This is a genomic window from Pseudomonas sp. IT-P74 (assembly GCF_949768175.1).
Classification (GTDB): domain Bacteria; phylum Pseudomonadota; class Gammaproteobacteria; order Pseudomonadales; family Pseudomonadaceae; genus Aquipseudomonas.
Genome location: NZ_CATKQD010000022.1, coordinates 274375 through 288893 on the forward strand (window position 1 = coordinate 274375; position 14519 = coordinate 288893).

At 62.5% G+C, this 14519-nt stretch carries 14 protein-coding genes; 1 reads left to right on the top strand and 13 read right to left on the bottom strand.

Annotation, left to right across the window (positions count from 1 at the left end; translation table 11 throughout):
• Positions 1–50: 50 nt before the first annotated feature.
• Positions 51–941, top strand: a complete 891-nt coding sequence (locus ACM6J5_RS15130) for an aldose 1-epimerase (RefSeq protein ID WP_414928849.1) — start codon at positions 51–53, stop codon at positions 939–941.
• Here the strand turns inward: ACM6J5_RS15130 and ACM6J5_RS15135 are convergent.
• From ACM6J5_RS15135 to pedF, 13 genes are all read right to left on the bottom strand, one after another.
• Positions 917–2653: a NahK/ErcS family hybrid sensor histidine kinase/response regulator gene (locus ACM6J5_RS15135; protein WP_095944136.1), complete on the bottom strand. Its 1737-nt coding sequence runs from the start codon at positions 2651–2653 to the stop codon at positions 917–919. The genes ACM6J5_RS15130 and ACM6J5_RS15135 overlap by 25 nt on opposite strands.
• Positions 2637–3800: an alcohol dehydrogenase-like regulatory protein ErcA gene (ercA, locus tag ACM6J5_RS15140; protein WP_057715188.1), complete on the bottom strand. Its 1164-nt coding sequence runs from the start codon at positions 3798–3800 to the stop codon at positions 2637–2639. Before ercA ends, ACM6J5_RS15135 begins: the two co-directional genes overlap by 17 nt.
• Before the next feature lie 202 nt (positions 3801–4002).
• Positions 4003–5145 (bottom strand): pyrroloquinoline quinone biosynthesis protein PqqE, encoded by a 1143-nt coding sequence (pqqE, locus tag ACM6J5_RS15145; protein ID WP_414928850.1) that lies wholly within the window; start codon positions 5143–5145, stop codon positions 4003–4005.
• Positions 5123–5395: a pyrroloquinoline quinone biosynthesis peptide chaperone PqqD gene (gene pqqD, locus ACM6J5_RS15150; RefSeq protein ID WP_103393708.1), complete on the bottom strand. Its 273-nt coding sequence runs from the start codon at positions 5393–5395 to the stop codon at positions 5123–5125. The genes pqqE and pqqD overlap by 23 nt, the downstream gene beginning before the upstream one ends.
• Positions 5392–6144: a pyrroloquinoline-quinone synthase PqqC gene (pqqC, locus tag ACM6J5_RS15155; RefSeq protein WP_095944133.1), complete on the bottom strand. Its 753-nt coding sequence runs from the start codon at positions 6142–6144 to the stop codon at positions 5392–5394. Before pqqC ends, pqqD begins: the two co-directional genes overlap by 4 nt.
• 125 nt (positions 6145–6269) lie before the next feature.
• Positions 6270–7184 carry a pyrroloquinoline quinone biosynthesis protein PqqB gene (gene pqqB / locus ACM6J5_RS15160; RefSeq protein ID WP_150673237.1) on the bottom strand — a complete coding sequence of 305 codons (915 nt, stop codon included), beginning with the start codon at positions 7182–7184 and terminating at the stop codon, positions 6270–6272.
• Positions 7185–7239: 55 nt separating this feature from the next.
• Entirely contained in the window at positions 7240–7311 is a 72-nt protein-coding gene (pqqA, locus tag ACM6J5_RS15165; protein WP_003253598.1) for a pyrroloquinoline quinone precursor peptide PqqA, read from the bottom strand.
• Positions 7312–7569: 258 nt separating this feature from the next.
• On the bottom strand, positions 7570–9090 hold the full coding sequence (locus ACM6J5_RS15170; RefSeq protein WP_046037291.1) for an aldehyde dehydrogenase family protein: 1521 nt from the start codon (positions 9088–9090) through the stop codon (positions 7570–7572).
• A 259-nt stretch (positions 9091–9349) separates the two neighbouring features.
• A complete protein-coding gene (locus ACM6J5_RS15175; protein WP_414928851.1) occupies positions 9350–11125 on the bottom strand; it encodes a PQQ-dependent methanol/ethanol family dehydrogenase in 1776 nt (591 codons plus the stop codon).
• 278 nt (positions 11126–11403) lie between these two features.
• Positions 11404–12342, bottom strand: a complete 939-nt coding sequence (locus ACM6J5_RS15180; RefSeq protein ID WP_414928852.1) for a quinoprotein relay system zinc metallohydrolase 1 — start codon at positions 12340–12342, stop codon at positions 11404–11406.
• Between the two features lie 31 nt (positions 12343–12373).
• Entirely contained in the window at positions 12374–13135 is a 762-nt protein-coding gene (locus ACM6J5_RS15185) for a quinoprotein dehydrogenase-associated SoxYZ-like carrier (protein WP_414928853.1), read from the bottom strand.
• Positions 13136–13145: 10 nt separating this feature from the next.
• On the bottom strand, positions 13146–14021 hold the full coding sequence (locus tag ACM6J5_RS15190; RefSeq protein ID WP_414928854.1) for a substrate-binding periplasmic protein: 876 nt from the start codon (positions 14019–14021) through the stop codon (positions 13146–13148).
• Positions 14022–14024: 3 nt separating this feature from the next.
• Positions 14025–14486 carry a cytochrome c-550 PedF gene (gene pedF / locus ACM6J5_RS15195; protein ID WP_414928855.1) on the bottom strand — a complete coding sequence of 154 codons (462 nt, stop codon included), beginning with the start codon at positions 14484–14486 and terminating at the stop codon, positions 14025–14027.
• Between the last annotated feature and the right edge of the window lie 33 nt (positions 14487–14519).

Here is a 14519-nt window from a genome sequence, read left to right on the forward strand (position 1 = left end):
CAAGGGAGGCGCATCCTCCCTTGCCACCACCCTTTTTGAAGCAGGTCAACATGTCGCTAACACTGATCGAACTCGAAGACGAACTCACCCACCTCACCCTCGCCCCGGAACTCGGGGCGAGCATCGTCAACTGGACCGTGCACAGCACCGGCCAGCCCTTGTTGCGACACACCGATGGAGACGCCTTGAACACCGGCCTGCCCGGCAAGCTCGGCTGCTTTCCCTTGGTTCCCTGGTCCAACCGCATCGCCAATGGCGGTTTCGATTGCCCCGATGGCTGGCTGGCATTGGCGCCCAACAGTCGCACTGATCCCCTGCCGATTCACGGCAGCGCCTGGCAGCAGCCTTGGGAGGTGGTTTCACAATCGAAAAATGAAGTGGTCCTGCAACTCGACAGCACAACCCCCTTCGCTTATCGCGCCCGGCAACGTTTCCATTTGAGCGCGGGCAAACTGAGCGTCGAACTGCACGTCACGCACCTGGCTGAACACGCTGCATGGCATGGCCTGGGATTGCATCCGTATCTGCCGCGCACCGCGAACACCCGACTACAGGCACCCGCCCGACACGTGTGGTTGTGCGACGGGGCAAAACTGCCGACAGAACTCAGCCCATTGCCGGTCGAGTGGGATTTTCAGCAACTGAAGGCATTGCCCGAAGCGCTGGTGGACAACGGTTTCTGTGAATGGGACGGTCACTGCCTGATCCGCCAGCCCGACCTCGGCTATGAACTCGACTGCCAGGCCACCGGCAGCGATTACTTCCTGCTCTATTGCCCCGTGGACCTGGAGTTTTTCTGCATCGAACCGGTGAGCCACCCGGTCAACGCGCACCACCTGCCCGGTCGGCCGGGGTTGCGTTTGCTGGAGCAAGGCCAAGCCACCGAACTGGGCTTCACCCTGCAGTACCGGCCGCTTCAGGCAGATGCCCCCAACAGTTGACTCAACACCGCTCGCAACTTGCCGGGCTTCACCGGTTTGTTCAGCAAGGGGGCGTTGAGTCGCTGCAACGCACGCCGACAATGGTCGGTGCGGTCGGCGGTAATGATCACCGCAGGAATGTCCTGGTGGAAATGCTCGCGCAAATGTCGCACCACATCACAGCCGACCACCCCGTGATCGAGGTGATAGTCCGCGAGAATCAGTTCCGGCGCCTGCCCGCGCAGCGCCGCCAGCGCAGCCGCTTCATCGGTGGCGACCAGAACGTCGCAGCCCCACTGTCCGAGCAAAGCGCCCATGCTGTCGAGAATGCTCACTTCGTTGTCGATCACCAGTAAACGGCGGCCCGGCAGCGGATTGCCGGTACCCGGTTGTGGCACCGCCTGGCTCACGGGCAGCGGAACCTCGTCGGATATCGGCACCTCGATGCTGAACATCGAACCCCGCCCCGGCAACGAGTACACGCCGATTCTATAGCCAAGGATCTTGGCGATGCGCTCGACAATCGCCAGCCCCAGGCCCACGCCCTTGCGGTCGGCGGCCCGACCGACGTCCAGCTGGTTGAACTCGAGGAAGATCGAATCGAGCCGGTCGTCGGCGATACCACGCCCGGTGTCCCAGACCTCCAGGCGCAGCATCTTGCCCCGACGCCTTGCCGCCAGCAGGATGCTGCCTTCATCGGTGTAGCGGCAGGCATTGCTGAGGAAGTTGCGCAGGATCCGCGTCATCAGGCGCAAGTCCGTGCTGATGGCGTAATCGACCATGCGCACCCGCAGGTTCAAGCCGGCCGCCTGGGCGACGGACTGAAACTCCGAGACCAGCGGCCCGAGCAGTTCGTCGAGGCGGTACGACGCAATGTCCGGCTTGACCGCGGCCTGATCGAGCCGGGAAATGTCGAGCAGATCCGTCAGCAGGTCTTCGGCCCCTTCCAGGGCCTGGTGAGTGCGTTCCACCAGCACCTGTTCGGCTTCCGGCAACGTGCGTTCGCGCAAGGTCGAAATCAGCAACCGCGCGGCGTTCAGCGGTTGCAACAGGTCGTGGCTGGCGGCGGCGAGGTATTTGTCCTTGCTGTGATTGGCGGCCTCGGCGGCATCGCGGGCGTCGCGCAAGGCCTTGGCGATCTGTTTACGCTGGGTGATCTGCTGCTGAAGGTTACGGTTGGCCTCGAGCAATTCATCGGTGCGCGCGACCACGCGCTGCTCCAGTTCGTCATTGAGTTGCTGCAGGCGTCGCTGGGCCAGCTTGCGCTCGGTGATATCGGAGACGAACCCTTCCACCAGCCCTTCCTGACCGGGCTTGAGCAACAGGTTCATCAATACATCCAGGTGACTGCCGTCCTTGCGCCGCAAACGGGTTTCATAGCCGTGCAGGCTGCGCTGGTGCCGGAGGATTTCGCCGATGGTTTCCAGCTCCTGCGCGCCGTCGACGAACAGGGTGCTGGCCAGGTCGGTCAGGGAGAACAGCACCTCCTGCGGGTCCTGGTAACCGAGCATGCGTGCCAGCGCCGGGTTGGCGGCGCGCATGCCGTCGTGCAGGCTGGCCTGGAAGATCCCGTGAACCGCGTTCTCGAACAGCCACTTGTAGCGGTTACGCTCGGCTTCCAGATCATCCAGGCGCGCGGCCAGTTCCGGGTAATGACTCTTGCGCGCCGAATGGCTGCCCAGCCCCAGCAGCCCGGCCAGAGCCCGTTGCTGCTCGTCAGAGGGCTTCGCCATAGACGACCTCGACATCACGCTGGCTGGATTCGCGCGGGTTGGTCAGGATGCACGGATCGTGCATCGCATGCTGCGACAGGAACGGAATGTCCGAGGTCCGCACGCCATGCAAACCGAGGGTTTCGTGAAAGCCGATGGCGTGCTTGAGGGCGATCAGGTGTTCGACCAGGCGCCCGCAGATCTGCCGGTGATTCAGGCCTCGGCAGTCGATGCCGAAGGTCTCGGCGATCACCTTGAAGCGCTCCGGCGCCGAGTTGTAGTTGAAGGCCACCACGTGCTCGACGAGCACCGCGTTGCACAGGCCATGGGGCAGATCGAGAAAGCCGCCGAGGCTGTGGGACATGGCATGCACCGCACCGAGGATGGCGTTGGAAAACGCAAGCCCGGCCTGCATGCTGCCGAGCATGATCTTCTCGCGCAGGGCGATGTCGGTCGGGTTGGCGATCATTTGCACCAGGTTGCCATTGATCAGGCGCATCGCCTCCAGCGCGTGGGGGTCGGTCAGCGGCCCGTGACCGGTGGACACAAAGGCTTCGATGGCATGCACCAACGCGTCGATGCCGGTACAGGCCGACAGGAACGGGTCCATGCTCAGGGTGGTTTCCGGGTCGATCAGCGAAACGTCCGGCACCACGGCCTTGCTGACGATGGAGAACTTCATGCGTTCCTGCTGGTTGGAAATGATCACGAATTGCGAGACGTCGGCCGAGGTGCCGGCGGTGGTCGGGATCAGGATCAGCGGCGGGCTGGGTACGCGGATGGTGTCCACGCCCTCGAAATCGAGAATGCTGCGACCATGGGCGACGACGATGCCGATGCCTTTGCCACAGTCCATCGGGCTGCCGCCACCGACGGCGACGATCACGTCACAGTGGTTTTCCCGGTACATCTCGGCGCCGAGCATCACCTCTTCGACCCGAGGGTTGGGCGAGACATCACTGTAGAGGCAGTATTCGATGCCCAGGGCCTGCAGGCTGGCTTCGACATCGGCGACCCAACCGGCGGCAATCACGCCGGGATCGCTGACCACCAGGACCTTGCGCGCGCCAAAGGTCTTGGCGTAATTGCCGACACTGTGCCGACTACCGGCACCGAAGATGATTTCAGGTGAAACGAACTTACGCAGCTGGTTGAGACTCTGGCTCATTGGAAAGCCTGTTTTTATTGTTTTGGAAGGTAGAAACCACACTAAACCATCCAGCTGTGAATGCAATCAGACCAAAGATCAAAGCGCCGCCCTTGTAGGAGTGAGCCTGCTCGCGATAGCGGTTCAACATTCAACATGTTTGTTGGCTGACACTCCGCCATCGCGAGCAGGCTCGCTCCTACAGGGGATTTGTGTCGCTTGGCTAGCCGCGGTAGATCAGTTGCGAAGCCTTCTCGTTGCGCAATGTCAGGTGTTCCATCCCCAACCCCGACGCCTCGGCTTCTTCGCGGGCCTTGAGGATCACCCCGTGGTGCGGAGACTTGCTGCACACCGGGTCGGCATTGCCGGCATCACCCGTCAGCATGAACGCCTGGCAACGGCACCCGCCCAGGTCCTTGTGTTTTTCGTCGCAGGAGCGGCACGGCTCCTTCATCCAGTCATCGCCGCGAAAACGATTGAAGCCGAACGAGTCGTTCCAGATGTGCGAGAGGCTGTGCTCGCGCACGTTGGGAAACTGCACCGGCAACTGCCGGGCGCTGTGGCAAGGCAAGGCCGTACCGTCGGGGGTGATGTCGAGAAACAGGTTGGCCCAGCCGTTCATGCAGGTCTTGGGACGCTCCTCGTAGTAATCCGGGGTGACGAAGATCAACTTGCACGGGTGGCCCTGGGCTTCCAGGCGCTCGCGGTACTCGTTAGTGATGCGCTCGGCACGCTGCAATTGCTCGCGGGTGGGCAACAGCCCGACGCGATTCAGTTCGGCCCAGCCGTAGAATTGGCAGGTGGCCAATTCGACGAAGTCCGCCTCCAGCTCCAGGCACAACTCGATGATCTGCGCGATCCGGTCGATGTTGTGCCGATGGGTGACGAAGTTCAGCACCATCGGATAGCCCTGGGCTTTCACCGCACGGGCCATGGCGAGTTTCTGGGCAAAGGCCTTGCGCGAGCCGGCGAGCATGTTGTTCACCGCCTCGTCGGCGGCCTGGAAGCTGATCTGGATATGGTCCAGCCCGGCCACCTTGAAGTCGCGCACCTTCTGCTCGGTCAGGCCAATGCCGGAGGTGATCAGGTTGGTGTAGTAGCCCATGTCCCGGGCGGCCTTGATCAGTTCGGCGAGGTCCTGGCGCACCAATGGCTCGCCGCCGGAAAAGCCCAATTGCGCGGCGCCCATGTCCCGCGCTTCACGGAATACGCGAATCCATTCTTCCGTGCTCAGTTCTTCGTCGTGCCGGGCAAAGTCCAACGGGTTGGAGCAATAGGGGCATTGCAGCGGGCAGCGGTAGGTCAGCTCGGCGAGCAGCCACAACGGCGGTCCGGGCAGCGCCTCACTCGATCCAGAATTGCGCATGGGCCACCTCCAGAAACGCCAGCACGTCTTCGTCGATCCCGGGTACTCCGGGGAAATTCGCGCTCAATCGATCAATGATCGCCGCCACGCTGCGCTGGCCATCGACCAGGTCGAGAATCTGCCCGGCACTGGCGTTGAGCTTGATCATGCCTTCGGGGTACAGCAGTACATGGCAGTCCTGACGGGGCTCCCATTGCAGACGAAACCCGCGACGCAAGGCCGGTGACTGCTGGCGATCGATCAGGCTCACAGGACGATCCCCCGGTGCCAGACGTTGTCGCCCGTGACCGTGTGATACGGCGGGCGACCAAGCTCGTAGGCCATGCTCATGGCATCGAGCATGCTCCACAGCACGTCGAGCTTGAATTGCAGGATCTGCAGCATGCGTTGTTGCCCCTCGGCCGTCACGTAGTGCGCCAGGGTGATGCGCAAGCCATGCTCGACATCGCGCCGTGCCTGGCTCAGGCGCGTGCGGAAATAGTCGTAGCCGGCGACGTCGATCCACGGGTAATGGGTCGGCCAGGCATCGAGTCGCGACTGATGGATCTGTGGCGCGAAGAGTTCGGTCAGCGAACTGCTGGCCGCTTCCTGCCAGCAGGCGCGACGGGCGAAATTGACGTAGGCGTCCACCGCAAAACGCACCCCGGGCAGCACCAGTTCCTGGGAGAGGATCTGCTCGCGATCGAGCCCCACCGCTTCGCCCAGGCGCAGCCAGGCTTCGATTCCGCCCTCGCTGCCGGGGACGCCGTCGTGGTCGAGAATCCGTTGCAGCCATTCCCGGCGCACGTCGCGGTCCGGGCAGTTGGCGAGAATCGCGGCGTCCTTCAGCGGAATGTTGATCTGATAGTAGAAGCGGTTGGCGACCCAGCCCTGGATCTGCTCGCGGCTGGCGCGGCCGGCGTACATGGCTTGGTGGAAGGGATGATGGATGTGGTAGTAGGCGCCCTTGGCGCGCAGGGCGGTTTCGAATTCTGTGGGGGTCATTGCGTTGTCAGTCATTGCGGTTCTCCGGGAAGTTCTGCGGCGTCTGCACTGGCCTCATCGCGAGCAGGCTCGCTCCTACAGGGTTTGGTGTTTGCCGCAGATCCCTGTGGGAGCGAGCCTGCTCGCGATGGGGCCAGCGGCTACAGCTCAATACTCATGCCGTCATAAGCCACTTCAATACCCCGCCGCTCCAGCAACGCCCGCTCGGCCGAGTCTTCATCGAGAATGGGATTGGTGTTGTTGATATGGATCAGCACCTTGCGCTGGCGGTTGAAACCCTCCAGCACTTCCAGCATCCCGCCGGGGCCGCTTTGTGGGAGGTGCCCCATTTCGCTGCCCAGGCTCTGGCCGACTTCGCAGATACGCATCTCGTCGTCGCGCCACAGGGTGCCGTCCAGCAGCAGGCAATCGGCACGCTGCATCCAGCCCAGCACTTCTTCGTCGATTCGGCCAAGGCCCGGCGCATAGAACAGCGAAGCGCCGTTGCGCAGGTCTTCAATGAACAAGCCAATGGTGTCGCCCGGTTGCGGGTTGCCGCGATTGGGCGAATACGGCGGCGCGTTGCTCACCAGGGGAATCGCGCGAAATTGCAAATGCCCGCAGGCCGGGATGCTGAACGGCTGACGATCGAGGCCGACCGGTTGCCAGTGCAACCCGCCGTTCCAGTGTCCGAGCATGTTGAACAACGGGAAACCGCTGCTCAGGTCCTGGTGCACGCGCTCGGTGCACCAAACGTCATGCGGGCAGCCTTCACGCAGGCTGAGCAAGCCGGTGCAATGGTCGATCTGGCTGTCGAGCAGCACGATGCCGGCGATGGCGCTGTCACGCAGGCGCCGCGCCGGTTGCAGTGGCGCAAAACTCTCGAGTTGCGCGCGAATGTCCGGTGACGCGTTGCACAGCACCCACTCCACGCCGTCGTCACTCAGGGCAATCGACGACTGCGTACGGCGCTGTGCCCGCACGCTGCCATTGCGCACACCGGCGCACTGGCGGCAGTTGCAGTTCCACTGCGGGAAACCACCGCCGGCGGCGGAACCGAGAACGCGGATGTGCATGGCGGATGCTCCAGAAGGCAGGCCCGGCCAACGCATCGGCTGGCCGGGTGATCAATCAACGGTTGGCGAAATACATCGTCACTTCGAAGCCAATGCGCAGATCGGTAAACGCGGGTTTAGTCCACATGGGTCATTCCTCTTCTTGTGCCCGGGTGATTCCGGTAGAGCCATTAATGCACGGGGCGATGAGGGCCCGAATGCTACTTTCGAAGGAGTTGGCGGGGTGATTTGGTAGGGGGTGTTGCGCGGTCACTGGCATCACACAAACCCCATGCAGGAGTGAGCCTGCTCGCGATGAGGTCAGCACATTCAACATTAATGTTGACTGTCGGACCGCTATCGCGAGCAGGCTCGCTCCTACAGGTTTTGCGTCGTGTTCAAGGAATCAGAAGAACCCCAGCGGATTGATGTCATAGCTCACCAGCAGGTTTTTGGTCTGCTGGTAATGATCGAGCATCATCTTGTGGTTTTCCCGACCGACGCCGGACTTCTTGTAGCCACCGAACGCGGCGTGCGCCGGGTACAGGTGGTAACAGTTGGTCCACACGCGCCCGGCCTTGATCGCCCGGCCCATGCGGTAGGCGCGGTTGATGTCGCGGGTCCACAGGCCGGCACCGAGGCCAAATTCGCTGTCGTTGGCAATCGCCAGGGCTTCGGCTTCGTCCTTGAAGGTGGTGATACCCACCACCGGGCCGAAGATTTCTTCCTGGAACACACGCATCTTGTTATGACCCTTGAGCAGTGTCGGCTGGATGTAGTAACCGCTGGACAGGTCGCCCTCCAGTCGCTCGGCCGCACCGCCGGTGAGCAGCTCTGCGCCCTCCTCCTGGGCAATGGTCAGGTACGAGAGGATCTTGTCGTATTGCTGCTCGGACGCCTGGGCGCCGACCATGGTTTCGGTGTCCAGCGGGTTGCCGCGCTTGATCTTGACGATCTTCTTCATCACCTCGGCCATGAACGGCTCGTAGATCGATTCCTGCACCAGCGCCCGGGACGGGCAGGTGCAGACTTCGCCCTGGTTGAAGAACGCCAGCACCAGGCCTTCAGCGGCTTTTTCGATGAACGCCGGTTCCGCGTTCATGATGTCTTCGAAGAAGATGTTCGGCGACTTGCCGCCCAGTTCGACGGTGCTCGGGATGATGTTCTCGGCGGCGCAATGCATGATGTGCGCGCCCACCGGGGTCGAGCCGGTGAAGGCGATCTTGGCGATGCGCTTGCTGGTGGCCAGGGCCTCGCCGGCTTCGCGACCGAAGCCCTGGACGATGTTCAGCACGCCGGCCGGCAGCAGGTCGGCGATCAGCTCAGCGAATACCATGATCGACAGCGGCGTTTGCTCGGCCGGCTTGAGCACGATGCAGTTGCCTGCGGCCAGGGCCGGGGCGAGTTTCCAGGCGGCCATCAGCAGCGGGAAGTTCCACGGAATGATCTGCCCGACCACGCCCAGGGGCTCATGGAAGTGATAGGCCGTGGTCAGCTCGTTGATCTCCGCAGCCCCGCCTTCCTGGGCGCGGATGCAACCGGCGAAGTAACGGAAGTGGTCGGCAGCCAAGGGGACGTCGGCGTTCAGGGTTTCGCGCACGGCCTTGCCGTTGTCCCAGGTTTCGGTGACGGCCAGCACCTCAAGGTTCTGCTCGATGCGATCGGCGATTTTCAGCAGCACCAGGGAGCGGTCCTGGGCCGAGGTCTTGCCCCAGGCATCGGCAGCGGCATGGGCGGCGTCGAGAGCCTTGTCGATGTCGGCGGCGCTGGAGCGCGGGAACTCGGCGATCACTTCACCGTTGACCGGCGAGGTGTTGGTGAAGTACTCGCCATTGATTGGAGCGACAAACTCGCCACCGATGAAGTTGCCGTAGCGCGGTTTGAAGGTAATGACGGCGCCTGGGGTTCCGGGTTGTGCGTAGATCATGGTGGGCCTCTGTCTGGGTCGATGCCTGTCGTACTGACAGGCGATGAGCCGATACTAGAGAGCCCCGCGTGCCAGACGAATGCATCGTTGGCAGGAGGGGCTCTCGTTATTTGGTCGTAGATTTCACACAGATGACTGTAGGAGCGAGCCTGCTCGCGATGGTCGTCAACGATGACGCTGGGCACCTGACACCCCTCGGTGTTCTCAGGTTCATCGCGAGCAGGCTCGCTCCTACAGGGGGAATGCGGTGATTTTTGGATCAGTGCCTGGCCACCAGATCCTTGGGCAGCTTGAAGGTCCAGAGCATGCCGCCCTGGTTGAAGTCCTTCACCCGTTTGGCCACTTCGCCGCCCCACAGCGGTACCGCGCCGCCCCAGCCGGAGAGCACCGAGACGTACTGTTCGCCGTCCATTTCCCAGGTCACGGGGGAGCCGAGCACGCCGGAGCCCGTCTGGAATTCCCAGACCTTTTCGCCGGTCTTGGCGTTGAACGCCTGCAGGAAACCTTCAGGCGTGCCGGTGAACACCAGGTTGCCCTTGGTGGTCAGCACCCCGCCCCACAGCGGCGCGTAGTTCTTGTGGCGCCACACTTCCTTGCCGGTTTTCGGATCGATGGCCCGCAGTACGCCGATGTAGTCTTCGTTCAACGGCTTGATGGTGAAGCCGGCGCCGAGGAACGCCGCGCCTTTCTTGTAGGCGATGCCTTCGTTCCAGATGTCCATGCCCCATTCGTTGGACGGCACATAGAACAGCCCGGTGTCCTTGTTGTAAGCCATCGGCATCCAGTTTTTCGCGCCGAGGAACGCCGGCGCCACGAACACCGAGCTGCCCTTGGCTTCGGAACCCGGGGCACCGGGACGGCTGGCTTCGTTGTAGATCGGCCGGCCGTTCTTATCCAGGCCGGTGGCCCAGGTGATCTTGTCCACGAACGGGAAGCCACGGATGAATTTGCCGTTGGTGCGGTCCAGCACGTAGAAGAAACCGTTACGGTCGGCAGTGGCTGCCGCCTTGATTTCCTTGCCGCCTTCGCTGTAGTTGAACGACACCAGCTCGTTCACACCGTCGTAGTCCCAACCGTCGTGGGGCGTGCTCTGGAAGTGCCACTTGATGGTGCCGTCGTCCGGGTTGAGCGCCAGGCGCGATGACGAGTAGAGGTTGTCGCCAGGGCGCAGGTGCGAGTTCCACGGTGCCGGGTTGCCGGTACCGAACAGCAGCAGGTTGGTTTCCGGGTCATAATAGCCGCCAAGCCAAGGGGCCGCGCCGCCGGTTTTCCAGAGATCGCCCGGCCAGGTCTTGCCCGCCTCGCCGCCGGAGATGCCGTTCTCCACCGCTTTGCCGTCCTTGTAGACGTAGCCCATATGGCCTTCGACCGTCGGCCGGGTCCACAGCAGGTCACCGTTTTTCGGGTCGTAGGCCTCGATCTTGCCCACCACGCCGAACTCGCCACCGGCCACGCCGGTAATCAGCTTGCCGTTGATCACCAGCGGCGCGGCGCTGATCGAGTAGCCTTCCTTGTGGTCGGCGACTTTCTTGCTCCACACCACCTTGCCAGTGTCCTTGTTCAGCGCCACGAGCTTGGCGTCGAGGGTACCGAAAATCACCAGGTCGCCATACAGCGCGACGCCACGGTTGATCACGTCACAGCAAGGACGGATGTCATCGGGCAGGCGCGCATCGTACTGCCAGAGTTTCTTGCCGGTGCGGGCATCCACGGCGAACACCCGGGAGTAGGAACCGGTTATGTACATCACACCGTCCTTGACCATCGGCTGCGCTTGCTGGCCCCGCTGTTTTTCACCGCCGAAGGAAAACGCCCACGCCGGGCGCAGCTCCTTGACGTTGTCGACGTTGAGAATATCCAGCGGGCTGTAGCGCTGCCCTTGAACGCCGAGGCCATTGGTCACGACCTGTTCCGGGTTCTTCGGGTCCTGGAGAATGTCCTGGTCGGAAACCCCGGCCAATGCCTGGCCGGACAACAGCATGGCAGTGAGCAGCAGGCTCAAGACGAAGGGCTGGCGACGTGCGGGTTGGGTCATGACGGCTTCCTCTGCGGATTTTTGTTATGTCCGGAAAATTTTCCCGGTCTGGTGCAGATTCTTGAGCGCCGCCGCCCTGGCAACAATTGCCCGCAATGAGGAGATTGCTAGTTCCTTGGTACAGGTTCGGAGGAGATGGACACGAGATTTTGTGAACGGCACCGGCCCCCTGTAGGAGCGAGCCTGCTCGCGAAAAACGTCAGACCACCGCGTTCATCCAGGCAGCTTGCGTTTTCGTTAACGTCCATCGCGAGCAGGCTCGCTCCTACAGAAAAGCATCATTTTCCGGCGGCGGAATCCACCCGCGTCATCCGTTCCCGCTCGTATCGCGGGTACAAATGACTGACGCTACGGATCAGTTCGTAGCGGCTCAGGCTGATCCCGGCGAAGCGTTCGGGGATGGGGCTGCGGATCATCTCGGCCATGTCGCTGCCATTCGCGGCGCCGTCGCGCATCAGCCGATCGAGCCAGGTCAGGTAATCGCGCATCTGCTCGAAGGGCTGCGGGTCACTGGCCACCGGGCCGTGGCCGGGCACCACCTGCGTCCAGGGCAAGCCTTGCAGGGTCGCGATGTCCGCCAGCCATACGGCCAGGCCCGGGCTATTGGGCGTGGTCAGTGCCCGTTGATAAAACACCAGGTCCCCGGCAAACAGCACGCCGGTTCGCTGGTCGAGAATAGCCAGATCCGCGCCCGTATGCCCACCCAGGCTCAGCAGACGCAGATCGTGATTCCCAAAACTTTTCACGCCGGCTGTCAGCGTCTGGGTCGGCAGCACCACTTCGGTGCCACGCATCCAGTCGCCGACCATCCGGTACATGTTCTCGGCCATGGCATCGCCTTGCCGGTGCAGCAATTCAGTGGTGCCGGCCAGGGCGCCGATCGGCACGTCGCTGAAGGCCTGATTGCCCAGTACATGGTCCGGATGGTGATGGGTCAGCATGACCTCGACCACCGGCTTGTCGGTAATGGCGGCAATGGCCTTGCGCATCGCTTCGCCGTAACGCCTGGACGGCCCGGTGTCGATCACCACCACACCGCGTTCGGTGACGATGAACGCGGTGTTGACGATGTTGCCGCCGTTGGCCTTGGCAAAATTATCGGTGCTGCCTTCCAGCAGCCAGGTGTCCTGGGCGATCTGCCGGGGCTTGAGTGAGTAGTCGAGATCGGCCAGGGCCGGCAGACTGACGCTTAACACCATCAACAGGATCCAGCGCATGCCACGCTCCTTGGGGTCACGCTTCTTGGGATCAGAGAATCGACGCATTGAACTCATTGCCGCTGTTGTCCCGTATTAACAGGCGCGTTTGCCCTGTTCCTTCGATGTCGAAGGCCAGGTTGGGGTTTTCGCTGACCGCCGGAAACAGCTCCAGCCGGGCCAGCACTTGCTCGTTGTGGTCGCGCAGCTCGGCATGGTTGATGAAGAATTCCGGGATGCCGCTGACCATGCCGTTGTCCATGGGATGGGCCACCTGCAAACGCAAACGGCTGAATTCGCCCCGGGGATAACGCCCGCCGAGTACTTCGCCGATATGCTCCTCCCAGCCCGGTTGAGTCCGCACCACGCTTGGCGCGGTGCAACCACCACCCGCTGCGTCGATCAGGGTCGAACCGACATGCCACACACCGTCGCGGGTCAACACCGCCGCGCGCAAGGGTGTGGCCTGTTCGATGCGAATGCGCAACGACAGCCAGGGCAAAACCGAATTCAGCGGCTGGAAGTCGACGATTTTCGGCAACGGGTTCAGTTCTGCCCAGGCGAGGATTTTCACCACCTCGCCCTTGAACGCCCGGGCGTCGATTTCCAGCGGCACCTGCCGGGCATCTTCGGCAAACGGCGGCGCCAGCAACTTGACCCGCTCATCGAAAACGAACGGCGCATTGCCCAGAAACTGCTGCTGATAGAAGGCCCACATCACCGATGGCACCGGGTCTTTACCGGGATCGATAGCGCCAGCCTGTGCCGTCAGGCTTAACCAGCAGGCCAACAGACAACTCCCTCGCCATTTCATCGCCTGCTCCTTATTGATACATCTCGGGCACGTCGTAACGCAGGCCGTAATGGCCGTAGATGGTCTTCACCGAACCCTCGCGGATCAGGCTTTCCAGCGCCTCTTCCACGGCATAGGCCAGTTGCCGGTTGCTTTCGTGCACCGCCATGCCAATTTCCCAGAGCTGTTTGCCCATGTTCGGGTAGGCATTTTCTGCCAGCGCCACTTGCGGGTCGGCCGCTTCGTGAACTTGCCAGTCGATCTCGCCACGCATGGCCATCACCGCGTCGACCTCACCGGCCTTCATCGCGGCAAACGCCTGGGGTACGCCCGGATAGTGATGGGTCTTGCCAGCGAGCATGCCGTTGAACACCGAGGTCAGGTAGAAAGACGGCACGCTGTCAACTTCGACACCAATCGGGTGATGCTCGAACACCGCGACGCTGGCGACCTTGTCCAGCCTTCGGCGGTCATAGGCCACCTGCCATTGTTCGTTCTGGTACGGACCGAACATCACTACCTGGCCGTTGACCAGTTCGCCGAACTCGTTACGCTTCTGCGCGTAATCACGGTCGTAGGGCACGCGCATCATCAGGTCGGCCAATTGCTGGTTGTGCAAGGCACTGGCACGCCAGATGTAGTCGCGCAGGTCGTCGTCGAGCTTTTCCCCGGCCGGCGCCCAGATCAGCGTCAGGCGCACGCCGAGTGCCTTGGCCAGGGCCTCGGCGAGTTCGACATCGACACCCTGGGGCTTTCCGGCGCGTTCAAAGCTGTAGGGGGCGAAGTCCTTGTAGACCGCCACCTTCAGTTCCCCGGCGGCGATCATTTCATCGAAGTTGCGAACCTGCGCCTGCGCCGCCTGGCAGCACAGCCACAGAGCGCTGATCAGCACCGCGAGCAGGCGCATGGGTCACTCCTCGACGTGCACAGTGTCCAGATAAGTGCGCACCGCCCACAGAGCTTCCTGGCTCAGGTAGTCGGCCATCTTCGGCATGTACACCCGGCCGTCGCGCACCGCGCCATGGCGCACCCGTTCGGCGAACCATTCATCACCCGCCTCACCGACATCGAGCATGCGCAAGTCGGGAGCGATACCGCCGGACTTGGCTTCCAGGCCATGACAGGCCGCGCAGTTCTGGGTATAGGCCGAGGAGCCGATTTCCACTGCCTTGTCGTGTTCCGGGGCAGTGCGATACGGGTTCACCGCGGCCCAGCCATCGGCATCGAGTTGCACGCCGGCGTCCTTGATCGGGGTCAGTCCCGGGGTGGCCACGGCTTGCGGGACCACGTCGCCGTGGGCCCACACGGAGCCTGCGCTGATAAGACCGGCCAATAGCCCGGTCACGAGCAAGGCGTTGCGTTTTGTTGTCATTGTTATGCCCTCTGGATTGCACGCAAAACCTCT

Excerpts from the sequence above, each read along its gene's own strand:
- ACM6J5_RS15130 (WP_414928849.1), top strand. The coding sequence starts at position 51 with ATGTCGCTAACACTGATCGAACTCGAAGACGAACTCACCCACCTCACC.
- ACM6J5_RS15135 (WP_095944136.1), bottom strand. The coding sequence starts at position 2,653 with ATGGCGAAGCCCTCTGACGAGCAGCAACGGGCTCTGGCCGGGCTGCTG.
- ercA (WP_057715188.1), bottom strand. The coding sequence starts at position 3,800 with ATGAGCCAGAGTCTCAACCAGCTGCGTAAGTTCGTTTCACCTGAAATC.
- pqqE (WP_414928850.1), bottom strand. The coding sequence starts at position 5,145 with ATGCGCAATTCTGGATCGAGTGAGGCGCTGCCCGGACCGCCGTTGTGG.
- pqqC (WP_095944133.1), bottom strand. The coding sequence starts at position 6,144 with ATGACTGACAACGCAATGACCCCCACAGAATTCGAAACCGCCCTGCGC.
- pqqB (WP_150673237.1), bottom strand. The coding sequence starts at position 7,184 with ATGCACATCCGCGTTCTCGGTTCCGCCGCCGGCGGTGGTTTCCCGCAG.
- ACM6J5_RS15170 (WP_046037291.1), bottom strand. The coding sequence starts at position 9,090 with ATGATCTACGCACAACCCGGAACCCCAGGCGCCGTCATTACCTTCAAA.
- ACM6J5_RS15175 (WP_414928851.1), bottom strand. The coding sequence starts at position 11,125 with ATGACCCAACCCGCACGTCGCCAGCCCTTCGTCTTGAGCCTGCTGCTC.
- ACM6J5_RS15180 (WP_414928852.1), bottom strand. The coding sequence starts at position 12,342 with ATGCGCTGGATCCTGTTGATGGTGTTAAGCGTCAGTCTGCCGGCCCTG.
- ACM6J5_RS15185 (WP_414928853.1), bottom strand. The coding sequence starts at position 13,135 with ATGAAATGGCGAGGGAGTTGTCTGTTGGCCTGCTGGTTAAGCCTGACG.
- ACM6J5_RS15190 (WP_414928854.1), bottom strand. The coding sequence starts at position 14,021 with ATGCGCCTGCTCGCGGTGCTGATCAGCGCTCTGTGGCTGTGCTGCCAG.
- pedF (WP_414928855.1), bottom strand. The coding sequence starts at position 14,486 with ATGACAACAAAACGCAACGCCTTGCTCGTGACCGGGCTATTGGCCGGT.